The organism is Specibacter sp. BI4, from assembly GCF_056680095.1.
Genome location: NZ_CM155265.1, coordinates 2,511,722 through 2,535,704, shown reverse-complemented (window position 1 = coordinate 2,535,704; position 23,983 = coordinate 2,511,722). Strand labels below are relative to the sequence as shown.

22 protein-coding genes and 1 pseudogene are annotated in these 23,983 nt (G+C 64.6%); 10 read left to right on the top strand and 13 right to left on the bottom strand.

Annotation, left to right across the window (positions count from 1 at the left end):
• The first annotated feature begins 5 nt into the window (after positions 1 to 5).
• From AC1L6K_RS11675 to AC1L6K_RS11660, 4 genes are read left to right on the top strand one after another with little or no spacing between them, the layout of a single operon-like run.
• Positions 6 to 953, top strand: coding sequence for an ABC transporter permease (locus tag AC1L6K_RS11675; protein WP_480952752.1), 948 nt, complete (start codon positions 6 to 8; stop codon positions 951 to 953).
• Positions 950 to 1,837, top strand: coding sequence for an ABC transporter permease (locus AC1L6K_RS11670; protein WP_480949041.1), 888 nt, complete (start codon positions 950 to 952; stop codon positions 1,835 to 1,837). The genes AC1L6K_RS11675 and AC1L6K_RS11670 overlap by 4 nt, the downstream gene beginning before the upstream one ends.
• Positions 1,834 to 3,558 carry an ABC transporter ATP-binding protein gene (locus AC1L6K_RS11665; protein ID WP_480949040.1) on the top strand — a complete coding sequence of 575 codons (1,725 nt, stop codon included), beginning with the start codon at positions 1,834 to 1,836 and terminating at the stop codon, positions 3,556 to 3,558. The genes AC1L6K_RS11670 and AC1L6K_RS11665 overlap by 4 nt, the downstream gene beginning before the upstream one ends.
• Before the next feature lie 8 nt (positions 3,559 to 3,566).
• Positions 3,567 to 4,739 (top strand): serine hydrolase domain-containing protein, encoded by a 1,173-nt coding sequence (locus AC1L6K_RS11660; protein ID WP_480949039.1) that lies wholly within the window; start codon positions 3,567 to 3,569, stop codon positions 4,737 to 4,739.
• Positions 4,740 to 4,831: 92 nt separating this feature from the next.
• On the opposite strand, the gene AC1L6K_RS11655 is transcribed toward AC1L6K_RS11660, so the two are convergent.
• Genes AC1L6K_RS11655 through AC1L6K_RS11645 form a run of 3 tightly spaced genes read right to left on the bottom strand, consistent with a single transcriptional unit; the run spans position 4,832 to position 6,975 of the window.
• On the bottom strand, positions 4,832 to 5,569 hold the full coding sequence (locus AC1L6K_RS11655) for a lipoate--protein ligase family protein (protein ID WP_480949038.1): 738 nt from the start codon (positions 5,567 to 5,569) through the stop codon (positions 4,832 to 4,834).
• On the bottom strand, positions 5,566 to 6,387 hold the full coding sequence (locus AC1L6K_RS11650) for a thioesterase family protein (RefSeq protein ID WP_480949037.1): 822 nt from the start codon (positions 6,385 to 6,387) through the stop codon (positions 5,566 to 5,568). The genes AC1L6K_RS11655 and AC1L6K_RS11650 overlap by 4 nt, the downstream gene beginning before the upstream one ends.
• 45 nt (positions 6,388 to 6,432) lie before the next feature.
• A complete protein-coding gene (locus AC1L6K_RS11645) occupies positions 6,433 to 6,975 on the bottom strand; it encodes a DedA family protein (RefSeq protein WP_480949036.1) in 543 nt (180 codons plus the stop codon).
• A gap of 199 nt (positions 6,976 to 7,174) precedes the next feature.
• On the opposite strand from AC1L6K_RS11645, the gene AC1L6K_RS11640 reads away from it, so the two are divergent.
• The gene (locus AC1L6K_RS11640) at positions 7,175 to 8,431 is read left to right on the top strand and encodes an FAD-dependent oxidoreductase (protein ID WP_480949035.1); all 1,257 of its coding nucleotides are present in this window, start codon (positions 7,175 to 7,177) and stop codon (positions 8,429 to 8,431) included.
• Between the two features lie 48 nt (positions 8,432 to 8,479).
• Positions 8,480 to 10,111 (top strand): AMP-binding protein, encoded by a 1,632-nt coding sequence (locus AC1L6K_RS11635; protein WP_480949034.1) that lies wholly within the window; start codon positions 8,480 to 8,482, stop codon positions 10,109 to 10,111.
• A 67-nt stretch (positions 10,112 to 10,178) separates the two neighbouring features.
• On the opposite strand, the gene AC1L6K_RS11630 is transcribed toward AC1L6K_RS11635, so the two are convergent.
• On the bottom strand, positions 10,179 to 11,288 hold the full coding sequence (locus AC1L6K_RS11630) for a cytochrome P450 (RefSeq protein ID WP_480949033.1): 1,110 nt from the start codon (positions 11,286 to 11,288) through the stop codon (positions 10,179 to 10,181).
• 140 nt (positions 11,289 to 11,428) lie between these two features.
• On the opposite strand from AC1L6K_RS11630, the gene AC1L6K_RS11625 reads away from it, so the two are divergent.
• Positions 11,429 to 12,337 carry a hypothetical protein gene (locus tag AC1L6K_RS11625; RefSeq protein WP_480949032.1) on the top strand — a complete coding sequence of 303 codons (909 nt, stop codon included), beginning with the start codon at positions 11,429 to 11,431 and terminating at the stop codon, positions 12,335 to 12,337.
• A 98-nt stretch (positions 12,338 to 12,435) separates the two neighbouring features.
• On the opposite strand, the gene AC1L6K_RS11620 is transcribed toward AC1L6K_RS11625, so the two are convergent.
• Positions 12,436 to 12,891: an NUDIX domain-containing protein gene (locus AC1L6K_RS11620; protein ID WP_480952751.1), complete on the bottom strand. Its 456-nt coding sequence runs from the start codon at positions 12,889 to 12,891 to the stop codon at positions 12,436 to 12,438.
• A gap of 170 nt (positions 12,892 to 13,061) precedes the next feature.
• Positions 13,062 to 13,526, bottom strand: a complete 465-nt coding sequence (gene yiaA, locus AC1L6K_RS11615; RefSeq protein ID WP_480949031.1) for an inner membrane protein YiaA — start codon at positions 13,524 to 13,526, stop codon at positions 13,062 to 13,064.
• Positions 13,527 to 13,697: 171 nt separating this feature from the next.
• Between yiaA and AC1L6K_RS11610 the strand changes: the two genes are divergently transcribed.
• A complete protein-coding gene (locus tag AC1L6K_RS11610; RefSeq protein ID WP_480952750.1) occupies positions 13,698 to 14,153 on the top strand; it encodes an SAVED domain-containing protein in 456 nt (151 codons plus the stop codon).
• 100 nt (positions 14,154 to 14,253) lie between these two features.
• On the opposite strand, the gene AC1L6K_RS11605 is transcribed toward AC1L6K_RS11610, so the two are convergent.
• The 6 genes and pseudogenes from AC1L6K_RS11605 to AC1L6K_RS11580 form a co-directional block, all read right to left on the bottom strand.
• Positions 14,254 to 14,709: a Beta-galactosidase C-terminal domain gene (locus AC1L6K_RS11605; RefSeq protein WP_480949030.1), complete on the bottom strand. Its 456-nt coding sequence runs from the start codon at positions 14,707 to 14,709 to the stop codon at positions 14,254 to 14,256.
• A gap of 30 nt (positions 14,710 to 14,739) precedes the next feature.
• Positions 14,740 to 16,368 carry a beta-galactosidase gene (locus AC1L6K_RS11600; protein WP_480949029.1) on the bottom strand — a complete coding sequence of 543 codons (1,629 nt, stop codon included), beginning with the start codon at positions 16,366 to 16,368 and terminating at the stop codon, positions 14,740 to 14,742.
• 212 nt (positions 16,369 to 16,580) lie between these two features.
• Positions 16,581 to 19,223 (bottom strand): right-handed parallel beta-helix repeat-containing protein, encoded by a 2,643-nt coding sequence (locus AC1L6K_RS11595; RefSeq protein ID WP_480949028.1) that lies wholly within the window; start codon positions 19,221 to 19,223, stop codon positions 16,581 to 16,583.
• A gap of 670 nt (positions 19,224 to 19,893) precedes the next feature.
• Positions 19,894 to 20,661 carry a FadR/GntR family transcriptional regulator gene (locus tag AC1L6K_RS11590; RefSeq protein ID WP_480949027.1) on the bottom strand — a complete coding sequence of 256 codons (768 nt, stop codon included), beginning with the start codon at positions 20,659 to 20,661 and terminating at the stop codon, positions 19,894 to 19,896.
• Positions 20,662 to 20,698: 37 nt separating this feature from the next.
• Positions 20,699 to 21,271: pseudogene (locus AC1L6K_RS11585) on the bottom strand (enolase C-terminal domain-like protein); the annotation flags it as partial.
• Positions 21,272 to 21,286: 15 nt separating this feature from the next.
• A complete protein-coding gene (locus AC1L6K_RS11580) occupies positions 21,287 to 21,616 on the bottom strand; it encodes a hypothetical protein (protein WP_480949026.1) in 330 nt (109 codons plus the stop codon).
• A 194-nt stretch (positions 21,617 to 21,810) separates the two neighbouring features.
• Between AC1L6K_RS11580 and AC1L6K_RS11575 the strand changes: the two genes are divergently transcribed.
• Together AC1L6K_RS11575 and AC1L6K_RS11570 are read left to right on the top strand one after the other, a co-directional pair.
• Positions 21,811 to 22,248 (top strand): aldo/keto reductase, encoded by a 438-nt coding sequence (locus AC1L6K_RS11575; protein ID WP_480952749.1) that lies wholly within the window; start codon positions 21,811 to 21,813, stop codon positions 22,246 to 22,248.
• 67 nt (positions 22,249 to 22,315) lie between these two features.
• The gene (locus AC1L6K_RS11570) at positions 22,316 to 22,516 is read left to right on the top strand and encodes a hypothetical protein (protein WP_480949025.1); all 201 of its coding nucleotides are present in this window, start codon (positions 22,316 to 22,318) and stop codon (positions 22,514 to 22,516) included.
• A 475-nt stretch (positions 22,517 to 22,991) separates the two neighbouring features.
• Here AC1L6K_RS11570 and nrdF read toward each other — a convergent pair whose 3' ends face one another.
• Positions 22,992 to 23,969 (bottom strand): class 1b ribonucleoside-diphosphate reductase subunit beta, encoded by a 978-nt coding sequence (gene nrdF / locus AC1L6K_RS11565; protein WP_480949024.1) that lies wholly within the window; start codon positions 23,967 to 23,969, stop codon positions 22,992 to 22,994.
• Positions 23,970 to 23,983: the final 14 nt, after the last annotated feature.

Here is a 23,983-nt window from a genome sequence, read left to right as displayed (position 1 = left end):
CAAAAATGATTGTCCGCAGGCTGCTGGTCAGTGTCGTCATCCTCTTCGCTGTCTCCCTGCTTGTCTTTGTGGCCACACTGCTGCTGCCGGGGGACCCTGCACAAGCGATCCTGGGACAGCAGGCCACCCCCGCCCGTTTGGAAGCCCTGCGCGGGCAGATGCACCTCAACGATCCGGTCTGGCAGCGCTACTTGACCTGGATTGGCGGTCTCTTCACCGGTGATCTCGGCTATTCAGCGGCCACCGGCGGTCCGGTCTCGGACCTGCTGGGTGAACGCATCCAGGCCTCCCTGGTGCTAATGGCCCTCGCCTCGGTGGTCGCCATTCCGGTGGGCATCATCGTCGGCACGTTTTCCGCGCTTAGGCGCGGCCGCGCGCTGGATCACACCGCCACCACCATCAGCCTGGTGCTGGCAGCCCTGCCGGAGTTCGTTGTCGGCATTGCCTTGATCGCACTGTTCTCCACGTCTGTGTTCAAGATCTTCCCCTCGGTGACCATGGCCCCGCCCGGCGAAGCAGTTTGGGACTATCCCATCCAGCTGTTCCTGCCGGTCCTGACACTGGCCCTGGTGGTCACCCCGTACATAGTGCGCATGATGCGTGCCACCATGCTGGAGGTCCTGGACTCGGGCTTCGTTGAAATGGCCCGCCTGAAGGGTGTGCCCGAACGCGATGTCATCCTCAAGCACGCCATCCCCCACGCCTTGGCCCCCGTGGCCCAGGTGGTGGCGATCCAGTTGGCCTGGATGGCCGGTGGCGTGGTCGTCATTGAATTCCTGTTCCGTTACCCCGGCATGGGCAGCGCCCTGGTCGATGCCGTCACCAACAGGGATGTGCAGGTGGTTCAGGCCTTGTCCATCATCATTGCCGCCGCATACATTGTGGTGAACCTGCTGGCCGACATGGTGGGAATCCTCACCAATCCGAAACTACGCACGGAGGCAGCACGATGAGCATTATCGAAGCTCCCCTGGAAACCCCCGAAGAACTCAAATCCCCGCCCCACCTGTTCGCCCGCATGATGCGCCAGCGCCAGGCCAAGGTTGGGATGGCCCTCACCGTCGTGGTCCTGGCCGCAGCATTGCTCGGACCGGTGCTGCTGCCCTGGATCACGGGGCTGACCAGCACCGAGTTCACGGGCCGGCCCTTCACCCCGGGTGGTCTCTTCGGCACCGACAACCTGGGCCGCGATGTGTGGTCCCGCTTCCTGGACGGCGGGATGCTCCTGATCGTCTACTCCGCCCTCGCAACATTGCTGGGCATGGCCATCGGAGTGACCGTGGGCATGACGGCCGCCTACTCCGGCAGCCGGACAGACGGGCTGATCATGCGCGGAAACGACGTGCTGCTGGCATTGCCGCAGCTCGTCTTTGCCCTGCTGGCCATCACCGTGCTCGGCCCCCAAGGCTGGGTGCTGGTGGTCGTCATCGGCGTCAGCCACGCCCCCCGTATTGCCCGGGTGACGCGTTCGGCCACAGCCGCAGTCATCACCGAGGACTACATTCGCGCCAGCGAAATGTATGCCGTGCCCAAGTGGAAGATCCTGCTCACGGAAGTGCTGCCCAACATCACCGGGCCGCTGATGGTCGAACTTGGCCTGCGCATGACCTACTCCATCGGCTTCGTCGCGTCCCTGTCCTTCTTGGGACTGGGCATGCAGCCTCCGACGGCGGACTGGGGCCTGATGATCAACGAGAACCGGATTGCCCTGGTCATCCAGCCGTGGGGGGTCATCCTCCCGGTACTTGCCATTGCCGTCCTGACCGTAGGCACCAACCTCCTGACCGACTCGCTGGCGCGGGCGTCGGCCAACCTGAACGTGGGGAACCAAGCATGAACACCACCTTGATTGAGAAGCAAAAGCTCGACACCGTCCTGCGCACTTCCGAGCTGCGGGTCTCCACCCTCACAGGGACCGAGATCCTGCACGGCATCAGCTTCGCTCTCGAGCCGGGAAGAATCCTGGCCCTTGTCGGCGAATCCGGTTCCGGCAAGACCACGGCCGGGCTGGCCTGCATGGGCCACTTCCGCCAGGGGCTCCAGTTGACCGGCGGTTCGGTGGAATTGGAAGGGACAGGGCCCGGGAACATCCTGGAGCTGCCCGAAAAGCAGTTGCGCACCCTGCGCGGCCGTCGAATCTCCTACGTGCCCCAGGACCCGGCACTGTCACTGAACCCGGCCATGCGCATTGGGGAGCAAATCCTGGAAACGTTGCGGGTGCACGATTTCGGCAGCTCCGGCGCCGAACGCCGGGAACGTGTCGCCGAAGTCCTGACCGAGGTCGGACTGACCAATGACAACGCCTATCAGCGCCGCTACCCGCACCAGCTCTCCGGCGGCCAACAGCAGCGCGTTGGCATCGCCATGGCGTTCGCCTGCCGTCCGTCAGTCATTGTGTTGGACGAACCGACCACCGGCCTTGACGTCACCACCCAGGCAGTTGTCCTGGAAACCATAGGCCAGCTGGCCCAACGCCACCAGACGGCGGGGCTGTACATCACCCATGATTTGGCCGTGGTGGCCAAGGTGGCCGATGATGTGGCCGTCATGCTCGAGGGTGACATCGTCGAGCACGGACCGGCACGCGAGGTGTTGTTCTCCCCCGCCCACCGCTACACGCGCAAACTGCTCCGGGCAGTTCCTGACTTGGCCGGGCGGCGCCGCGTCGGAGACGTTGAGGCCATCACAGGCGAACAACCGATTGTGGTACCCGGGCCGCTGGGCACCCCTGACACCACCGCCGCGACGCACCCCAAGGACGACGCCAAACTGCTGCCCGAGACTGCGTCGGCACAGGCCGAAGCGGCTGTCCCGTTGCTGCAGGTCAGGGACATCGCCTTGGCCTATGGTGAAAACAAGGTCCTTGACGGCATCAATTTCAACCTGATGGAAGGCGAGTCCATGATGCTGTTGGGCGAGTCGGGCTCAGGCAAGACCACATTTTCCCGCTGTGTGGCCGGGCTGAACGACAGGTACTCAGGCACCGTCGATCTCTTTGGCACAGAGCTGGCCAAGGGGACAAGCCATCGTTCGGCCGAGGACCGGGGCCGCATCCAATATGTCTTCCAAAGCCCATTTTCGTCGCTGAACCCGCGGCGCACCATTGCCGATTCAGTGGCCGTTCCGCTACAGATGTCAGGTGTCGTCGACCGCAAGAAACGCCGTGTCATGGTGCTGGAGGCATTGGACCAGGTGCGTCTTGGCCGGAGCTACATGGACCGCCGCCCCGGGGACCTCAGCGGCGGTGAACGGCAGCGCGCCGCCATCGCCAGGGCCCTGGTCAACGCCCCTTCGCTGCTGGTGTGTGACGAAATCACCAGCGCCCTGGACGTTTCAGTGCAGGCCTCCATCCTGGACCTGCTGCGCACCTTGCAGTTGGAAACAGGGATGTCGATGCTGTTTGTCACGCACAATATCGCCTTGGCCCGGCACATCTCCCAGCGACTGGCCGTACTGCAAAAGGGCAAGATCGTTGACCTGGGCACCACCGAGGAAGTCCTGAACAACCCCCAGCACAGCTACACCCAGGAACTCCTCGCCAACGTCCCCACCTTCTAAGGATGAATTTGAGAACACCACCCGTCACCACCGCCAGCAACGACGGCCTCCCCGACGCAGGCTTCAGGCACCTCCACGAAGTGTTTGAGACCCATCTGGGCCGGGCACAGGGTGGCATGGCCTTCTGCGTGTACCGCGAGGGGGCCCCGCTGGCCCGCTTTTACGGCGGGCGGACAGTGCGCGACGGCGGCACCCCTGCGGAAGGTGCTGCACAGCCGTCGAACTGGTCTGACAACACCATGGCCGTACTGTTTTCGGGCACCAAGGGAGTAGTGGCCACTGTGGCCGCCGTCCTGGCTGACCGCGGACTGCTGGACCCGGCCGCGCTTGTAGCCTCGTATTGGCCGGAGTTTGCCGCGGCAGGGAAGGAGAGTGTCACGGTGGCCCAGCTCCTGAGCCACACAGTGGGCCTGGTGTATGTCGATCCTGAACCCGGCGAGGAGCTCAGATACGACAACCGGGCACAGGCCGCCATCCTGGCAGCACAGGCGCCGCTGTGGAACCCTGGGAGCAAGGTTGCCTACCATGCGCTGACTTATGGTTTCCTGGCCAGCGAGCTATTCTTCCGGGTGACCGGCAAGGGCATCGGGACACTGGTGCGGGAGTTGGTGGCAGAGCCTTTGGGTCTGGAGATCCACCTTGGCCTGCCGGCGGAACTCGACGGCCGCCTGGCCACCATCTTCCGTTCGGAAAGCTACGCCATCAGCACGTTCCTGCAGGACCCGGAGCGACGCAAGATCGTGGACCGCATGTACGGCCAGAGCCTCACCGGGGCCGGGGACCCGTTCAACTCCGCGCAGATGCGCCGGGCGGAAATGGCATCCGGCGGCGGCATCGCCACGGCCGACGCCATGGCCTCCCTGTACTCACAGCTTGCCGCGCCCAAGCCTGCCTTGGCCTCTGCTGCCGCCCTGGCAGCGGCAACCACGACCTGGGCCGAGGGGGTGGACGCCGTCAACGACCGTCCGCTGCGCTTTGGCCTCGGCTACGAGCTGGCCGACCCGTTGGGCAGCTACGGCCCGGTGGCCCCGGCCTTCGGCCATTCCGGAGCCGGAGGCGGGCTCCACGGTGCCTGGCCTGGAAAGAACGTTGGCTTTTCCTTTCTGACCAATGAGATGCTCTCAGAGAACCAGGACCGTCGCGCCAAGGACCTGTTGGCCGCACTCGCCAGAACCGTATAGCACCACAGCAGGCAACTGGCACCCACCAATCAGCTCGGGCGCCAGCTGCCTGCCGCGGGGCCGGCCTGTCCGGACGCGGCCGCGCCTTGCCGTTATGCCAACTGTGTATGGTGCCCGTACGCCACCAAGACAGCCGCTTCCACGTCATCCACGGTGAGCCCCGGGACCAGGTCCTCAACGGCGCCCGCCGTGGCAGGGTCCCAATCGAGCCCTAGTGCGGCATACGTGTCAACCAGCACCTTGCGGATGGGCGCCGAGTTCTCCACCACAATGACTGAACTGAACAACCATGCTCCGGCCACCACCCGCTGCGCAGTGCCCACCAGCTTGATGCTTGAGGCCGCCGCGCCGGAACCGCCCCTGTCTGTCGGGGCGTGGCGGCCGTGGACACTGAATTCACCCGGGCAGTATTCGCCGGGGATTTCCCCCACGCCTGCGTCGATGCCCAGTGACTGCAGCGCCTGGGCAAACAAGTCGCCAAAAAAACCAAACCTCGCCTTGGCGCCGGCAATGGCGTCGTCCTCGCGCTGGATGTGGTCAACAATCAAGGTGCCCCGGTGGTAGGCCGCAGCCCTGCCGCCGGCGCGCCGCACGGCCGGCACAAAGCCGTCCTCACGCGCCGCCTGCTCCGCCCTGGCAAAGCCCGCCAGCCTCGTGTCACGCTGGCCAAAGGCCACTGTCGGTTCCGGCCGATAAAAGCGCAACATGTCTGGCTGCTTGCCCGCCTTCACCTGGCCAAGAAGGTCCAAGGCGTGGTTGAGATCTGCCTCGGCGCCGAGATTGACACGTTGTTTGCAGACTTCCAGCCGCGGGGCGAGGAACGGGCTCATTTGCTGAGCGGGATGGGACGCACTGTCAGGATCTGTTCGGCGCGCCCAAAGGGGCCCTTGGCGTCGTTGAGCACCGAGGAGGTCAAGCCAACACCGTCGCCGCCGATGGTCACGTGCGTGTCCAATCCGAGCCATTCGCCCACGGGTTCACGGTAAATATGGAGGGAAAGGTCAACGTTGGGGAACATGTGTCCCCCGGGCACGGGCGCCATGCGGGCCGAGATGCCGTTGGCGCTGTCAACCAGGCCCAACAGGCGCACCAGCGGCGAGGAGTGTTCGCCGCCGTCGAGCATGGTGTGGGGGCTGCGCAGCCAGGCCTGTCCGCGGCCGGGCCGGTGTTCGGGCAGTGCACGGCCTTCAAGGGTCTTGATGAAACCGCCGGGCCACATCGTCATGCCGTCCCACGCGACCGCGTCCTCAAGGCTGCCCATGGGTTCATCCTCGTACCCTTGAACAGCCGTGGTGTCATTTGTCTGCAGGCGCCAGGCCGTGGCCCGCACTGCCGGACGGCCCGCAGCCGTCAGCTCGGCCTGCACCAGTTCAATGGTCCTGCCCGGTCGCAGGAGTGTGGTTTCAATGCTGAATTCTCCGGCCGGGATCAGGCCAAGGATGTCAAAGTTGATCCGGACCAGGCGCATGTCGGCTCGGGGCTGGAATTGCTCCAGGGCGTGGACCATGATGCCGGTGACGGGGGCCATGTGTTGTTCATGCGTGTTCCAGGCACCCTGGGCGTGAATGGTTGATTCGTAGCGGTTGCCGCCGAGGTGGCGGTAGTACGACATGGTTTCGACGGCTGTGCGTGTGGTTGTCTCCGGCATGGCTAAGACTCTACCGGCACGGGCGCCCCGCAGCCCAAATGGCTGCTACGCCTCGGGCTGCGTGTAACCGGCAGTTTCCTGTCCCATGACCGGGCAGTCTTCCAGGGCACTCCGGTCAAGCTTGCGGCTGCGGGAGACCCGGTACAGGTGGACGCCCAGGAAGGCGGCAGCAGCCATCAGGACCAGGGCGACCAGGGCCAGGGGTGAGCCGGCGGCCGCAGCGAGGGCGACATCAAACGCGGCAAGCCCGATGGTCGCGTAAATGCAGGCCCAGGCGATGGAGCCCACGATCGTGGCGGGAATGTAGCGGCGCAGGGGCATCCGGCCCAGCCCGGCTGACATGTTGACGGCTGTCTGGATGCCGATGGTCAAGAAACTCACGCTCACGGCGGGGGCACCCCACCGGGCAATGATCTTTTCCGCGCGCAGCACTGCCGGGGAATCGAGGTGTTTCTGCAGCCGGGTCTTGCGTCCGCCGGCGGCCAGGCCGCGGCCGGCCCAATAGGTGGCATTCGAGCGCAGCATGACAATGACAAACAACGCCAGGAAGGCCCAGACAAAGGGAAGAGAGGTGATGCTTTCCATCATGTGCGCCAACTACCCCCTGGGTAAGAAAATAATATAGCCACAGAAATCTGCGCTAATAGTCTTTGCCCATCCTATCGAAGTCAGGCAAGGTTGCCCTAATTTGCCAGGAGTGGTCCCGCTCCCCGGGCACTGTTGCGGCGTCGGCCCGCCGCGTAGCATCGAAGGACAGCCCACATTCGCCAAGGTCCGGGAGGCTCCCATGACTGACACCGCAGCAGGCGAGACTGGCGCACCAGGCGCGATAGCAACGACATGCTGCATTGCCGGCGGCGGGCCCGCCGGCATGATGCTGGGCTTGCTGCTGGCCCGTGACGGAGTTGACGTCACAGTTCTGGAGAAGCATGCAGACTTCTTCCGGGACTTTCGCGGCGACACGATCCATCCGTCCACGCTGGACTTGATCGACCAACTGGGGCTGCGCAGCAAGTTCCTGCAGATTCCACAAAGCAGCATCACCACCTTGGACATTGTGGTGGGCGGGACACGGCTGACCCCAGTCAACTTCGGCGCCCTGTTCGGGCCAAACAAGCGCATAGCACTCATGCCGCAGTGGGACTTCCTGGACCTGCTTGCCCGGGAAGGCGGCACCCTGGCGAACTTCCACCTGTTGATGGGCACGGAAGTGACAGGCCTGCTCCGCACCGGGGCTGCGGTATCGGGCGTGCTGGCACAGGGCCCCGAAGGGCCACTGCGGATCACGGCGGACCTGACAGTGGCGGCCGACGGCCGGGGCTCCACAGTGCGGGCCGCCGGCGGCCTTCTCCCGGAGGCACTCGGCGTTGCCATCGACGTGCTGTGGTTCCACCTTCCCACTCCCCCGTCGCCGCCGCCTGACACGCTGGGGTATCTGCGCAACGGCACCATGCTCATCACCATCCCGCGCACCGGCTACTACCAAATGGGCATGCTCATCCCGAAGGGCGGCTTCGCCGGAATGCGGGCCGAAGGGATGGCAGCATTTCGGGAACGAATCCGCGCCAACGCCCCCTTCCTGGCGGCCGAGGTGGAGTCACTGCATGACTGGAACGAGGTCAAGCTCCTCTCCGTCCAGCTTGACCGCCTGAAACAATGGTCCGTGCCCGGGCTTTTGTGTCTTGGCGATGCAGCCCATGCCATGAGCCCCGTCTTTGGCGTGGGCGTCAACTATGCCGTGCAGGATGCCGTGGCCGCCGCCCGCCTGCTCGCGCCGCCACTGCTCGCCGGCGCCCCCACGGACAAGGCGATGCACCGGGTGCAGCGCCGGCGTGAATGGCCCGTGCGCCTCATGCAGCCGCTGCAGCAGCGGGTTCACCGGCTCCTGGCCAACGCTTCGGTGGCCAATCTCGACTCAATGCCGGCGTGGCAGGCCCGGCTGGCCACACTCGCCGCGAAGGCCGCACGCCCGTGGACAGCACGCCTGGTGGGGCGCGGCTTCCGGCCGGAAAAGCTCCGGCGCGGCACGGCACACAGAAACTAACGATGTGAGTTAGTGCACATTAACTGATTGTCGTATTAGCATCGACACATGACCACCGATGTTCATGCTTCACTCACGTCAGGCACCACCTCCACCCCGCTGCTGGACGACACCATTGGCGCCAACTTCGCCAAGAGTGCCGCCCGCTTCCCGGATCGCGCTGCCCTCATCGACAAACCGTCCAACCGCAGGTGGAGCTACGCGCAACTCAACGACGACGTCGATGCCCTGGCCCGCGGTCTGCTCGCCGCCGAGGTGGACAAGGGTGACAGGGTGGGCATCTGGGCGCCCAATGTGCCCGAGTGGGTGCTGCTGCAGTACGCCACAGCCAAGATTGGCGCCATCCTTGTCAACGTCAACCCGTCCTACCGGGTCCACGAACTCAGGTACGCAGTACAGCAGTCGGGCATGAAGATGATCGTGGCCCTGCCGAATTTCAAGGGCTCCGACTATCAGGCCATGGTCGACCAGGTCCAGCCGGAGAGCCCCGACCTCACGGCGGCGGTCTACATCGGCACGCCGTCCTGGGATGCGCTCGTGGCGGGCGGAAAAGCGCTGCCGGCCGACGCCGTCGAACATGCCATGGCTGCGCTGGACGCCACCGACCCCATCAACATCCAGTACACCTCGGGCACCACCGGCTACCCCAAGGGCGCCACGCTCAGCCACCGCAACATCCTCAACAACGGCTACTTTGTGACGGAGACCATCGGCATCACCGAGCATGACAGTTTGTGCGTGCCGGTGCCGTTTTACCACTGTTTCGGCATGGTCATGGGCAATCTTGGCGCGGCGTCTCATGGCGCGGCGATCGTGATTCCGGCGGCGTCCTTCGACCCGGCCGCCACGCTGCGGGCGGTGCAGGAGGAACGCTGCACCGCGCTGTACGGGGTGCCCACGATGTTCATCGCCGAGTTAAACCTGCCCGATTTCGCATCCTATGACCTCTCGTCCCTGCGCACCGGAATCATGGCCGGCTCGCCCTGCCCCGTTGAAGTCATGAAGCGCACCATGACGGAGATGAACATGTCGCAGGTGTCGATCGCGTACGGCATGACCGAGACCTCGCCGGTGTCGATGCAGACGCTGACGGACGACGACGTCGCCCACCGGACCGAGACCGTGGGCCGGGTGCACCCACACCTGGAGGTGAAGATCGTGGACCCCGCCACCGGCGAGACGGTGCCGAGGGGTACCGCCGGGGAGTTTTGCACGCGCGGGTATTCGGTCATGCTCGGCTATTGGAACGACCCCGAGAAGACGGCGGCCGCCATTGACCCCGACCGCTGGATGCACTCCGGTGACCTTGCCGTGATGTACGACGACGGCTACGTCAACGTTGTGGGACGCATCAAGGACATGGTGATCCGCGGCGGCGAAAACCTGTATCCGCGCGAAATTGAGGAGTTCCTGTACCACCATCCGGACATTGCCGACGTGCAGGTCATCGGCGTGCCCGATGAGCGCTTCGGCGAGGAATTGTGCGCCTGGTTGCTGATGAAACCCGGCGCGGCCCCGCTCGATGCCGCCGCCATTGCAGCGTATTGCGAGGGCCACCTGTCCCGGCACAAGATCCCCCGCTATGTGCTGGTGGTGGACGAGTTCCCGATGACGGTCACGGGCAAGGTGCGCAAGATGGACATGCGCGAACGCACCATGGAGATCCTCGGTCTGGGGTAGGCGGGAAGGGTTGGGCTGGCGCTTTCCCCGCCTGTTCCATGTGCTGTGCAGGCCCGGACATGGAGAGCTATTTCTTGTGCAGCACTACGTGCAGGCTGCGGAACCCGGCCAACGGGTGTGTTTCCCGTACGTTTTCGAGCCCGGCCGCGGGCTCGATGAGCGTGGTGTGTGCCAGCAATTCACCCGTGGCAACGCGCAGTTCCATGGTGGAGAGCGTCCGGCCGGGGCAGATGTGCTTGCCAATGCCGTAAACCACGTTGTTGGCGGCGTTTTCCGCGGGACGGAATTCATCCGGTTCTCCAAAGACCGCCGGATCGCGGTTTGATTCCACCCAGTCGAAATAAACCCGGGTGCCCTTCTCGATCCGCTCCCCGTCCCAGCCCGGCCCGCCCGGTTCAACGTCACGAGTGGCGATGCGCCGGTTGGACAGGAACGGGTTGTCGATGCGCAGCATTTCATCGATGGCGGCATTCATGAACGGCTCGTCGCCGGCGCGGTCCCGCAGTTCCGCCTGCAGGTCCGGGTGCTGGGCGAGGTGGTTCACGATGGAGCCCACGCACCGGGAAATGGTGCCCAGGTCCCCTGCCGTCCAATTTCGGAGGATGCTGACAATCTCCGTCAGGAGCAGGGGTGCGTCGCCCACAAAGTCGTGGGCCAGCTCGTCGGTGGGGTCCACCGGAACGCCACGGCCGCCAATCCGGCCCATGCGTCGGGCATTGACCAAATCCGTGATGATGGCGTCGAAGCGCCGGGCAATTTCAGTCGTCCGTGTCAGCTCGCCCGAGCGTGTTGCAGCGTGGTTGCCCTCCATCCACGCCAGCAGCGGCTGCTCCAATTCCGCAGGCCAGCCCAGCCAACGGCTCTGGGCGCGCACGGCGTAGCTGCGGCCGAGCCCGCCCACAACATCCACGGGCACCCCTGATGGAAGCTGCGCCAAAAGTTCCCTGGCAACGTCCCGGCAGCTCGGTTCCAACGCTGCACTGCGCTCATCGGACATGTATCTGTCGACGACCTCCCGGTACCGGCTGTGTTCCTCGCCGTCCATCCCGTTGGGCACGTTTAGGTGACGGGACACGGCCGACGAGAAAGTTTCGGGGTCAAGCGCGGCGGCGGTGACGTCGGCATGGCGGCGCAGCCACACAGGGTTCAGCGGCTGACCGGGGGCAGATCGGTTCATGCCTTCACCGTAGCAAACGACGGCGGATCCCAGCCGAGCCCCGTCATCAGGCAAGAGAACCGTTACGATGAATCGGTTGGGCGTTCCGTTCCTGGGGTCCTCCGCACTTCTTTGCACAGTGATATTGGGGATCCAAAGGCATGCGCACACGTTTGGAAATGGTGAAAGGGCTCGTCCCGTATTTCGTCCTGGGGGTGGCGTCGGCAATGCTTGGCCTGCTGCCGTGGATCCTGACGGGCATGCGCCTGCCGCTGCAGAATCTGTGGGCGGAAGCCACGCCTCCGGACGACATGCCGCTGGTGCTCCTGCCCTTCAGCCAGTACCAGCTCACACTCATTGTCGGGTTGCTGGTGACGGGTTCGGCCGTCGCCGGCGCCGTCACGCGCATGAGTCGTCGCCGACATCCCCGATTCGCGCTCACGGCCGTCTTGATTGGGACGGTCGGTGTCCAGTTCGCTGCCGTCCTCCAGACTGCAAATACTGTGGCGGACGGGTTGCTCGGCAATTCGGCGGCGGAACTCTACCTGGCAGCACTGCTGTGCGGGACCATCGCGTCGATCATGATCGGCCTGCTGGTTTTAGTGCTCACAGCGAGGTCCCCGGCGCCGGGTGTCGTTGTAGCAAGCAGTATTGCCGCCGTTTGCTTTGGGCTGTGGTTGAACGGGCTCCTCTTCCCCATTAGCTCCCTGGCGAATCCGACAGCTGTGGCGCTCGCCCTGGTCCAGTGGTCCCCCGCCATTATTGTCGGCGTGGTGGTGGGATTCGCTGGCCTGAAATCCATGGGACGGGTGCTGGCCGCAGCGTTCGGCCTGTTCATGCTTTGGGTGGCACCCGCCCTTTTCACGGCCATCAGCGTGGCCGGAGGAACACGGGCCCTCGCCTACCAGCCCGCCGAAATGGCCAAGTTGGGTGCCGAGGTTTTCCTCAACATGCTCCATCCCACCTCCAGCACCCTGGTGCCGCTCGCCATTGCGGGCGTTGTTTCGGCGCTTGTCCTGGGCGTAAGAACGGCCGCTCAGCGCAGCAAATCCTTCCGGGTGGGCGTGTAGCGGGCACCTTCGGAATGCCAAGCAATGGCGTTGTAGATCGATGCCGCCCGAACTGACTCGCGCTGCCGGGCAATTGCGGGGGCCCTGCGACGTCAGGGTCAGGCAAGCTCAGCCAGCCGTTGACGGAGTATTGGCCACGCCTTGCCGAAACCCGGGTGCAGCGGGCGTTGGTCAACGTCACCAGGTGCCACCCACTCCAGCGCCAGGCTTTCAGGATCCTTGATGACCTCCGCAAAGGGCACGACGGCGTTTACCACCACCGTGGTGTAGCTCCAGTACCCGACGTCAAAGACAGAGGTGAACAACAGTTCCACGTTTTCGTGCGGCACCCCTGCCTCCTCCCACGACTCCCGCAGGGCACCGTCCACGGGGGCCTCACCCTCGTGGAGGGCTCCACCGGGAAGGCCCCACGTGCCGCCGTGGTGGGACCAGATGGCCCGGTGTTGCAGCAGGACTCCCCGTCCGGCGTCGAACACCAAGAGGCCGGCCGAGCCGAACTTGCCCCAGAACTTGCCTTGTTCCCCTTCAACCCAGGCGTCGCCGGCATTGCGCATGCCGCCCAAATGCCCGGGTCGCACAACGGCCGCGGCATCCCGGACGAACCGGGCCGCGGCGGAACTCTGATGTGCTTGGCTATTTTCCTCATCCATGGAGTTAACCGTACCAACAGCGCAATCCGGTTTTCTGTTGGGCTGCAGCGGTTTCGTCCAGTGGTTAATCCGCTTTACGGCTCGGGCTTGTCCAGAAATTCGGGCCTGGCCGGCACATGCTGCTCAGGGTAGACGGCCTTGTGCGCGGCAAGGTCCCTGATGTTTTTCTGCACCGCCACGACCGCGAACAAGCTCATGGCGAATCCGATGCCGTAGAAGCCCTTCTCCGACAACAACAACTCAGCGTTCCACAGGCCGATCGCAAGGAGCAGGAGCGAGGCCAGCAACGCAAACCAGGCGATGCCGAGGTAGATGGGAGTCACCGGGATGTCCTCGGCCTTGTCACGCACTGCCTTCTGGAGCGACACGGCCGCGAAGAGCCCAAACAGAAACACTGTGAGATAGAAGCCCTTCTCGTTGAGCTCCATATTGGCGTTCGAGAGACCTATGAAGTAGACGCCCATGCCCAGTCCCAGGGCAATCCAGGATGCCCCGATGAACGCCCCCGTTGGTTTCCCCAGCTGATTTGCCTCGCTCATGGCGTGTTCCCCTATCCCTGTCAACGACTTTATCCATTCTATGGATTAACAGCATAGGCGAGTCTTCGCCCTTTGCCCTTCATCCGTCGACAAAAAATGCCCGCAAGCCGACCCTGGCGGATCAGCTTGCGCGCATAAAGAACGAGGAGTTAGAAGTCCCATGATCATCGGATCAAGCAACTGACCTCTCTGGCGCAAAAAGATAGCGCGACCGTCCTTCGTCTCGTTGACACAATTCGCGAGGCACTCGTCAGGGGCGGACGCTTCCCGAGCTATGTTCTCCAAGTAGCCGACGAGTATGAGATTGATCTACGACGGTTCCCTGGGGAGAAGGAGGGGACAGCAGATCACTGGAGCGCCGCAGGCACCTTCATCCGGGATCGACTGCGGCTCCTCGGTGCGCTCGTTGCTGACGGCACTGTTACCGATCTGGCCGTGTTCCCGGTTGCCAGGGTCCCCATCCTCATCGCCCTTGGAGTAGTGCTGGATGACGTTATACCGACGACTGTCTACCAAAAGCTCCGCGGCGGGACCGAGGCATGGGTTTGGCCGGAGTCGGGCACGGAACGGCAATTCGAGTGGAGCGTGCTGAGCGAAGGTCCCGATGACCCCGGCCACTTGACTTGAGGTGTGTCAAGGATCTGGGGTCGGGAGAACGGGCCGTGCGGTCGTCCGGCGGGCGGCTCCAGCGGCTGGTTTCCAGAATGCCGGTGCTGCGCCCTCGCTTCTACTCCAGAAGGACGCGGACGTCCCACGGCCCCAACTCGACCAGCGCGTCGGCCTCCAGTGGCTCGGAGGAGAGGAGATCCGTGACGTCGGTTGGCAACCGCATCGAGCAGGCCTCCCACGACCAGTTGTGCAGGACTCGCAACCGACGAGCTGCGGCCGTCGTCGCTGAGGTCGCCGTGACCGAACCGGTCGTCAGAGAGTTCCAGACGTCCCTGTCAGCTGGCACTGCCCAGGACACCAAGGCAGCCGCCAGTTCGGCGTTGGGCACGGTACCGACGACGGTGACCCGCCCCAGCCCCGCCTCAGCAGTGGTGATCGCCGGGTACGGGCCGAACGCGGGGTGCTGATATCGGGCGAGGATCTGGACCGAGTTGTCCGAGACCTGCAAGTAGTCGACCCATGCTGTGCCGGCGGCGGCGGCGGGCAGCTCCAGTGCGCCGTTTGAGCCCGTCACGCGCACCGGTGTCGCCAGGTTGCTGAACTCCTAGTAGCTGACGCCGGCGGTGGCGGCGAGCCGCGCCGGCTTGACCTCCGCGCGCGCTCTGGCCTCGGTGTCCGCATATCCAGTGCGCGGTCCGAGCACCAGGTGTCCGCCCGCCTCGGCGTAGTCGCGCAACCAGTCGAGCAGCGCGTCGCTGGCCACGTAGAGCGCCGGCACCAGCAGGACGGGCAGCTCGGCGGCGACCTCGGCCGGTTCGCGAAGCCGCGTGCCGTCGCCCTGCTCGACCAGCTGGACGTCGTGGACTATTCGCACCGGCGCACCGGCATCGAACGCTCCGCGGTAGAAGGCGTGCAATATTCGCTGATAGCTGTCAGGGTCCGCGGAGCCGTCGTCGCGGGCGAGCGCCGGCTGACCTTCGAGGCCCCACATCGACTCGTTGGACCACAGCAGCCCCACGTTGGCGTCCGGGACGAGTCCGCTCAGGTGATCCTTGGCAGACTTGATCTCTGCACCCAGCGCGGCCAGCTGCTCGTAGACCCGCCCGGGCCGCTGGTCGTGCGGGAGAATTCCGATCCAGAACGTCTCGGCACCGAAGTGCAATGTGTGCCAGTGCCAGTACTCGATCATTCGTGCGCCCCGGGCGATCATTGCCCAAGCGGCCTGTCGCCACTGGCCATCGAACGCCGGCGCGTTCATGGCCGGGCCGCCGATGGCCCCGGCATTCGTCTCGGTGACTAGGAACCGCGCCTGCTTCGAGGAGTACATCCGGTCTGCGCTGTGGAATATCGCCCAGGTCCCGCTCGTGGTCCAGCCCGGCGTGAGATGTTCTGTGGCTGGGAGAGCGAGACCTTCCTGCATCGCGTAGTAGGGATTGCCCGCGGTAACATCCAGCGCTGCCGTCAGCTCCGGGTCCTGCACTCCTGGCCTGTCGTAGGCGATGCAGGTGGTCACAAACTTCTCGGCGCCAGCGATCTCCCGGACGATCTCGGCCTGCCAGCCGATGAACTCGGTGACCATCCGGGCCTGGAACTTCCGCCAGGCGAGGTCGTACTGTGGTTGGGCGTTGCTGTCCGGTCGCCACAGATCCGCCCAGGTAGTGAGTCGATGCGACCAGTAGACGAGTCCCCACTCCCGGTTCAGGGTCTCTACATCGCCGTAGGTGCGGCGAAGGTCGTCGACGAAAGCCTGGAACACACCCTCGTTGTGCAGCAACTCGAGGCCGGGTTCGTTGTCCACCTGGAAACCGACCACTGCGGGATGGTCGTGGTAGTGCCCGATGACGGCACGGATGACGCGCTCGGCGTGGAAGCGGTAGGCGGCGTGTGTCAGGTCCATTTCTTGACGGGCCCCCCAACCGATGCGCTCTCCAGTGCGTCGCTCTCCGGCGATCTCGGGATATTTGCGCGTCAACCACGGGGGTACGGCGTAGGTGGGCGTACCCAGCACGACGGCGATCCCTCGCGAACGCGCGCCGTCCAGGATTGGCTGCAGCCAGTCAAGGTCGAACACTCCGTCCTCTGGCTCCCAGGTGGCCCACGTGGACTCGCCCACCCGGATCACGGTGAACCCAGCTTCCTGCATGAGGTCGAGGTCCTGGTCAAGCCGAGCGGAGGGTTGGTACTCGTGGTAGTACGCGGCGCCGAAGAGCACGCGGTTGTCAATTTCTGTCAAGGTAACGAGGTCCTAATCTGGAGGGGTAGGTGAGGCGGGCGTCGGCGCCGATCGTGGTCACTCTTCGCTCCTGGTCATAGTCGAAGTCATCGTCGGACCGGTTTCGAACGTGCCACACGTTACCGCGCGTGCCCTGGTCGTCAAGACTCTGTTGGTGGCGAGGCGCCCACGCGCCAGGGATGTCGCGGGGGCGCCTCGGTCGGGCCGGAACGTCAGTTCAAGGTGAACGTGAGTGTCTCGGTGTTGCCGGCCACGTCGTGGACGACGAGGGTGTTCAGCCCCGCGACGGCGCCGAACGCACCCTGCTTGACGTAGTTGAGATCAGACCACGCGTTGTTCGTGAGGTCCTTCTCGACGTCGTTGAGGGTGAGCTTGTCGATCTTGCCCGCGTCGTTGAGCTTGAAGCTCACGAGCGAGTAGATGCCGTCGGAGCCCACCGTCTCGGTCGCGCCGTTCTTGATCGTGACGGTCGGCGCCGTGGTGTCGATCGTGAACGCGAAGGTGCTCGTCTGCGAGATGAGCCCATTCAGATCCTGCGCGTTGTACTTGATCGTGTAGTCGCCCTCGGGAAGCGTGACCGTCGCCGAGTGCGTACCCGTCTTAGCCCCGCCGACCGCGGTCTGCGTGGACTTGACGAGAGTCGATCCCTTGTAGATGTTCGCCACGATCTTCTGGAGCCCGTAGTCGTCGGTCGCGTCGACCTGCACCGTGAGCTTCTGGAACGGACCGGCCGCAGTCGGTGCCACGAGGGTCACCTGCGGCTTGGTCACATCCGTCTGGCACCCCGGGTCGATACCGCCGAGGTTGACGTTGAGCTCCGTGCGGTACTCGGGGGCGACGCCCGCCGCGCAGATGACCTCCCACGCACCGCTGGGCCAGTTGTTCCCGCTGACCTGCACGTTGTCGATCAGCCGGTTGTTGTGCTCCTCGGCGTTCGGGATCTGGGCACCGCCGGAGTTGTACCAGTTCTCCTGCAGCGTGTTGTCGTTCGTGCCGTTGCCGGCGCTGTACGCGTTGGTGAACACCCACGGGTTCGAGTCGCTCAGGACGTTGTGCCGGGAGAGGGTGTAGCGGCTGCCCTCGTCCAGATAGATGCCGACGCCGGAGACGTTGTACATGTAGTTATCCTCGATCACCGTCCCCGGGCTCGCCGAGAGGTTGTAGATGTTGCCGGAGTCGGCGAAGCCGGGCGTGATGTCGTGCACGAGGTTGCCCGCGATCAGGTTGTCCTTGAGCGTCGTCGGCGTCTGGTAGAGCGGGTTGTACTTGTAGTATCCGCGGTTGAGGTACTCCTGGGAGCCGCCGGCGTCGTTGATCCCCCAGCCGTAACCTGTGTCGATTGCGTAGGAGAGGTTCTCGACCTCGTTGTGGACGATCTGCGCCCTGGTCACGTAGGTGCTGAGGATGCCGGAGGTGTCCTGGTACTCCACGGCGACGCGGCTGATGGTGTTGTTGTCGATGAGGATGTCCTTGTTCGTCATCCGGGTGTCGCTGGGGTGATGCGCGTCCGCCCGAAGCCCGCCCACGAACAGGGCGTGGCCACCGACCTCGGTGAACACGTTGCCGGTCACGTCGATGTTGCTGGCGCCGAGCCCGATCCCGGTGAGCGTCGCGTTGTCGTCGTTGCCGATGCCGAGGCCCGACTGCCCAAGGTTGCGGAAGGCGTTCCGCGCGAACGTGATGTGGTTGGCGGCGGACACCTGCACGGCGGAAGGCGCCTGGAACCAGGTGTTGCGCGTCCGCTCGTACGCCTCACAGCCGCGGCTGCAGCTGGTGAAGGCGTCGGCGGGGCGGTAATCGTACTCGCCCTTGAGGTAGCCCCCGTTCTGCTGGCTGGCGTAACCGTCGTTGCTCGAGGGGCCGAGCCAGGAGGTCCCGGTGAAGGTGAGACCGCTGAACTCCAGGTGGGAGACGGGGGCGTCGTAGGTGCCGCCGACGCTGACGAGGGTCTCCACCCGCGGGAGCTCGACGTCGAGGTCCTCTGGGTTCACGCCGTCTGCGGGCTTGTAGTAGAGCTTCCCCGCGTCGGGGTCGACGTACCACTCCCCCGCCTCGTCCAGGAAGCTGAGCGAGTTCGCCAAATACCACGTCGACTTGTCCATGTGCGCGTACTGCACCGTGTCCCAGCCCCACGTGTTGTTGTCCCAGGCGGGCTGGGCCATCGTGATCGTGCTGCCCGCGATGCTCTGCACCGGGGAGTAGCGGTCGGTGAAGTCGCCGAGCGCCTCGAACTCGATCCGGTCCTGCCTTGGCAGGTCCGCCAAGTAGGCGAGCGCAGGGTTGTTGATCGTCATCCCCGTTGGGGTGAGCGTCAGGTCACTCAGCGCCAGGCTGGTCGCGGCCCGCGGCGCGGCGACGCCGTCGACGTAGAGCTGCCGGGTGTCGAGACCGGCCGGCGTGTCCGCGACGTAGATGTTCGCGGCCTCGTCATACTGCTGCCAGCCCGAGAGCTGGGTCGAGCCCGAGATCTCGGGGTGCGCGCCCTGAGCAGCCGTCCAGCGCACGGTGTGCCCGTCCCGGCCGCCGTCCTGCGCACGGAACTCGAGCGGGCGGTCGATGCGGTAGGTGCCGTCGGCGAGCACGACGGTGACATCGCCCTTCCCCTTGGCGGCCGTGTCTCGCACGACACCCTGCACGTGCTCCAGCGAGCACGGGTGCTGCTCCTGGCACTGCCCTTGGTCGCGACCGTCGGGTGACGCGTAGTAGACGCTGTCCTTCTCCGGCGGTGCCGCCTGGGCAACCGATGCGCCCAGACCACCCAAGAGCAGGCCTGCCGCGCCGGCAAATCCGGCAGCCGCTTGCCACCTGCCCTTTCTTCGGAGAGAGACTTCCCGCGTGTGTGACATCAATGTCATGACTGATCGCTTCCGTGATGTTGAGCAGGGCTGCTTTGCCCCAGGTCAACAAAATCATACGTATGATGTTTGCACAAGGGGTGCGGGACAGAAGTCCGCGCTGTCGCAGCGGGCCCACCTGGCGCTCGTCGTTCCTCGCTGGTCCGCCGGCCGCTGGCCCGTCCAGGCGTCCACGATGTGCCCGAGCATGGTCGAAGTCGCCTCGTCGGCCGACCCGGCCGCGATGGCGGCAACAATTCTTGATCGTGCTTCCGGAGGCTCGTGGAAAGTGGAGGGCACGTCGGCAGAGTACCGTGTTCCGGTACCGCGCGTGACACCGTTAGCTCCGCGCGCGCCGCCCGCCGCGCCTGGCGGCTGACGGTGGTGGGACCACTCGTCGCGTTGCTGGTCGCCGCGCCAACTCTGAAACAGCTGCCCCAGTCGCTTCCCGCTAAAACCGAGCGACACCTGCTGGGCGCGCCGGTGTCGCCGCTCGAATCGGCGGCGGACCTGGGGTTGCGGGGACCAGGGCTCTACTAAGCGCCGCATTTGTGGCCACCGCCGTCGAGGACCCGGACCATTCTAGCCCCGAGCGGCAGATCTTCGCCGGGGAATGGCATACCCGTGGTGGAAACCTGCGACAGAACGTGGCGCGTCCCTAACTGCCTCCTTCGAGGAGGTCACAGGGTGACTAGCTGTCGCGCGTGGTCGGCAGCCGACGGCGCTGCCAGGAGTCAATGATGTGAGCCTTCATCGCGGACTCTGCCGCCGCGGCGTCTCCGGCCGCGATCGCGTCGTACACCCGCCGGTGCTCCGAAAGCGTCAGCTCGTGGGCCTCTGCCGTCTGATTGGCGGAAAACCGTGCCGTCTGCAGAGCGCGCTGGAAGAGGATCTTCGTGATGTTGCTCGCCAACTGATTGCCCGAGAGAGTCATCACGAGGAAGTGGAAGTCGACATCCGCCCCAGGGAAGTGCTCGAGGTCGTGGACCGAGCTCTCCATACGCTCGAGAGCCGCCCTCACGTCGTGGAGTTGATCATCGGTGCGGCGGCGGGCGGTCTCAGCCGACATCGCCCCCTCGAGTGCGCCTCGGATCAACGCGAGATCATCGAGCACCCCGAGCGAATCATCGTTCTCCAGCATGACAGACAGCACCACCGGGTCGAGGATGTTCCACGAGGTGGATGGCTGAACCGTCGTGCCGCGACCGGCCGCCACCGTGATCAGGCCCTTCTCCTCAATCCTCTTGACCGACTCGCGGATGACTGTTCTGCTCACACCAAAGTGCTGCACGAGACGCTCCTCGGGAGGCAACGTGTCCCCGGGCGGAACCTCGCCGTTCACGATCGCGGTCACCAGATCATGAACGACCGCAACACCCAGGCGGGCAGCGGGTGTCCGGGACGATGCGCCGCCCAGGATCAACATGGAGTCCGCTTGCGGCGTGTCCCGGGTCGTCATTCGCTCAGCCTACCAGCGTCGGCCGGCGCATCCGGCCTCACAGTGCGCGCTCCGCGCGGTCGTCTTCCGCGATGAGTCGCAGCCCCGCCCGATGCGGACGCACGTGAGGCCCCGCGGGCACGAGCCAGCTCGCAGCCAGTTGGCTCGCCAAGATCGCCTCCTCGTCGACACTCACCCCGTGACCCGGCGCATCCCCCAGCACGATGTCCCCGTCCATGATCTCCGGGTCGATCGTCAGTCCGAACGGCGCACCCAGATCCTGCACCTCGGTCACCAGGTGATTTGGGACTGCCGTTGTGGCATGCGCGACCGCCTGATTGGAGGTCAGCCCGACGGGACTGATCAGAAGGTCATGAGCATGAGCGAGGTGCGCAACCCGAAGGAAGTGCGTGACACCCCAGACGCAGCCAACCTGCACGATGTCAACGCCGCCGGCGTCCAGCAACGGGCGGAACTGCTCGAGTCCTGTCAAGTTTTCGCCCGTGGCGACCGCGGCTCTCACCGCATTGGACAATCTTGCGTGACCCGGAGCATCCCACCTTCGCAGCGGCTCCTCGACCCAGATCAGATCGGTGTCCCTCTCGAGCGCCGTGACATCTCGCACCGCGTGCTTGAGGTTCCAGGACTAGTTCGCGTCGTGCATGAGAGCGGGGTGACGCGTGTTCGAGCCGAGTTCATCTCCGAAGGTCGCGCCCGCGTGCCCGGCCCTGAAGACGCGTGCCAGCATCCGGTCGTATAGAGCTGTGACCGCACGCGGATCTTCGCCTTCGAGTGCCGGGAACAGTGGGTCGATGTCCTGGTCCGAGCCGGTACCGATGCCGGTGATGCCCGCGTCCGTCTCCAGAATCACAATCGGCACTTCGGTCAGCCCGTTGTCGATGCACCCGTTCACGTCACCGATCGGGCGCCCCCAGTCACGGTACGTGCGGATGCATCGGTAACCAGTGATCTTCAAATTGCCCTTGACTTCTCTTGCCCTAAACTAAGAGGAGCATACATCACATGTTTAATATGCCCAGAAGGCCGGGGCGTCCGTTGAATAGAGCAGCGGGCGACGCTGCCGCCTGAGGAGGATCCATGAAGTCCCGACAGATCAACCGCGGCCTTTCCCTAACAGAGATTGGCTTCGGCCCCGCGTAACTCGGCAACCTGAATCGCGCTATCCCGGACAAGGATGCTCGCGAGGCCGTTGACACCGCATGGGATGCCGGCATCCGGTACTTCGACACCGCGCCACACTTCGGCCTGAGCCTGTCCGAAAGGCGTCTCGGCGCCGCGCTTCGCTCGCGCGACCGCGACGCATATGTACTCTCCACCAAAGTCGGACGCTTGCTCGAAGCCCATCCGGCGGGTGCGGGCAGCCTGGAAGACGACGGCTTCATCGTCGAGGCGCTGACAATGCGCGTGTGGGACTTCTCGCGCGGCGGCGTCCTGCGCTCCGTCGAGGACAGCCTCGACCGCCTGGGGCTTGACCGCATCGACATCGCGTACCTGCACGCCCCGGACGACCACTGGCAGGCCGCCTCGGCAACGGGGGTCTCGGCGCTCATCGGAACCACGCCGCCAGCGAGCAGAGCCGTGCCTTGACCCCCGTGCGCAGCCTGCCGTGAGCAGTGCGCCGTCCCTCGGCCGCTAATCCGACGGGAACATCACCATGAACGACGATGACGCACCCAACGAAGGCTCCGAGAGCATGCATGCCGAGCCGTTTGAGCCAGATCTCGTGCCGGAGCCACCGCACCCGATTAACTGGAACCCGCTCACCTCGCACGACCTTGAGCGAGAACTCCTCGAACTCAACCGCTGGGTGAACTGGCTCCGGCTGGAGTACGGCCTCCCATCAGCAGCGCTTTAGCTTCGGCGCGACGTTGTCAGACAGGTGTTGCTTCAGCCGAACGGTCATGAGCTTCGGGATACTGAGCGACCGTTTGCCTGCGTCGCTCTTGGTGTCGGTTTAGTCGCCGGTGTTGGCGTTCAGTTGACGACGCACATGCAGGGTTGCGCTGCCATCAGCGTGCCACTCGATGTCGCACCGTTGCAGCCCCAGGATCCGCATGTTTCCGAGGATCGTGAGGGATCTCTCAAGTCACCTGTGGCACGAATTGGCACGTCCTCGGTTGCTCGCCAACTCCAAAATCCGGGTGGCAGGCCTCACTGCTTCCATGCGGAGGGTGCGCACGTGCCACCCACGTGCCGTCCCGAACGGGCATTCCTGGTCATCTCTGTCCTCCTCTGTCATTTCGAAGAGGGCACGAAAGAGGCCCGAACCCACGAGAGTTCGCGGATCCGGGCTTCTGACCAGCTGTTCGCTGGGCTTCAGAGAGAAGCTCCTAGAAGTCCCAGTCGTCGTCTTCGGTGTTCACTGCCTTGCCGATGACGTAGGAGGAACCGGAGCCAGAGAAGAAGTCGTGGTTCTCGTCCGAGTTCGGCGACAGGGCCGAGAGGATGGCCGGGTTCACGTCGGTGACGGCCGCCGGGAACATGGCCTCGTAGCCCAAGTTCATGAGCGCCTTGTTGGCGTTGTAGTGCAGGAACTTCTTGACGTCCTCGGCCAAGCCGACGGGGTCGTAGAGGTCATGGGTGTACTGGACCTCGTTCTCGTACAGCTCATACATGAGCTCGAAGGTGTAGGCCTTCAACTCTTCGCGGCGCTCCTCGGAAACCTTCTCCAGGCCCTTCTGGTACTTGTAGCCAATGTAGTAGCCGTGCACGGCCTCATCACGGATGATCAGGCGGATGAGGTCGGCAGTGTTCGTGAGCTTGGCCCGTGACGACCAGTACATGGGCAGGTAGAAGCCCGAGTAGAACAGGAAGGACTCCAGCAGCGTGGAGGCAATCTTGCGCTTGAGCGGATCGTCGCCGTAGTAGTACGACTCGATGATCTGGGCTTTCTTCTGCAGGTTCACGTTCTCAACGGACCAGCGGAAGGCCTCGTCAATCTCCTTCGTGGAGGCCAAGGTGGAGAAGATCGAGGAGTAGCTCTTGGCGTGCACGGACTCCATGAACGCAATGTTCGTGTAGACGGCTTCCTCGTGCTGGGTGATGGCGTCCGGGATCAGCGAGACGGCGCCCACCGTGCCCTGCAGGGTGTCCAGCAGCGTCAGGCCGGTGAACACGCGCATGGTGAGCAGCTGCTCTTCAGGTGTCAGCGTGGCCCAGGACTGGATGTCGTTGGACAGCGGCACCTTCTCCGGCAGCCAAAAGTTGTTGCACAGGCGGTTCCAGACTTCAACGTCCTTGTCGTCCTCAATGCGGTTCCAGTTGATGGCCTTCACGTGGCTCGCCAACTTCAGCTTCTCCGGTGTCATCGCTGCTTCTCTCC

Coding starts and splice junctions, on each gene's coding strand:
- AC1L6K_RS11675 (WP_480952752.1), top strand. CDS start 6: ATGATTGTCCGCAGGCTGCTGGTCAGTGTCGTCATCCTCTTCGCTGTC.
- AC1L6K_RS11670 (WP_480949041.1), top strand. CDS start 950: ATGAGCATTATCGAAGCTCCCCTGGAAACCCCCGAAGAACTCAAATCC.
- AC1L6K_RS11665 (WP_480949040.1), top strand. CDS start 1,834: ATGAACACCACCTTGATTGAGAAGCAAAAGCTCGACACCGTCCTGCGC.
- AC1L6K_RS11655 (WP_480949038.1), bottom strand. CDS start 5,569: ATGAGCCCGTTCCTCGCCCCGCGGCTGGAAGTCTGCAAACAACGTGTC.
- AC1L6K_RS11650 (WP_480949037.1), bottom strand. CDS start 6,387: ATGCCGGAGACAACCACACGCACAGCCGTCGAAACCATGTCGTACTAC.
- AC1L6K_RS11645 (WP_480949036.1), bottom strand. CDS start 6,975: ATGATGGAAAGCATCACCTCTCTTCCCTTTGTCTGGGCCTTCCTGGCG.
- AC1L6K_RS11640 (WP_480949035.1), top strand. CDS start 7,175: ATGACTGACACCGCAGCAGGCGAGACTGGCGCACCAGGCGCGATAGCA.
- AC1L6K_RS11635 (WP_480949034.1), top strand. CDS start 8,480: ATGACCACCGATGTTCATGCTTCACTCACGTCAGGCACCACCTCCACC.
- AC1L6K_RS11630 (WP_480949033.1), bottom strand. CDS start 11,288: ATGAACCGATCTGCCCCCGGTCAGCCGCTGAACCCTGTGTGGCTGCGC.
- AC1L6K_RS11625 (WP_480949032.1), top strand. CDS start 11,429: ATGCGCACACGTTTGGAAATGGTGAAAGGGCTCGTCCCGTATTTCGTC.
- AC1L6K_RS11620 (WP_480952751.1), bottom strand. CDS start 12,891: ATGCGCAATGCCGGCGACGCCTGGGTTGAAGGGGAACAAGGCAAGTTC.
- yiaA (WP_480949031.1), bottom strand. CDS start 13,526: ATGAGCGAGGCAAATCAGCTGGGGAAACCAACGGGGGCGTTCATCGGG.
- AC1L6K_RS11595 (WP_480949028.1), bottom strand. CDS start 19,223: ATGACATTGATGTCACACACGCGGGAAGTCTCTCTCCGAAGAAAGGGC.
- AC1L6K_RS11590 (WP_480949027.1), bottom strand. CDS start 20,661: ATGACGACCCGGGACACGCCGCAAGCGGACTCCATGTTGATCCTGGGC.
- AC1L6K_RS11570 (WP_480949025.1), top strand. CDS start 22,316: ATGAACGACGATGACGCACCCAACGAAGGCTCCGAGAGCATGCATGCC.
- nrdF (WP_480949024.1), bottom strand. CDS start 23,969: ATGACACCGGAGAAGCTGAAGTTGGCGAGCCACGTGAAGGCCATCAAC.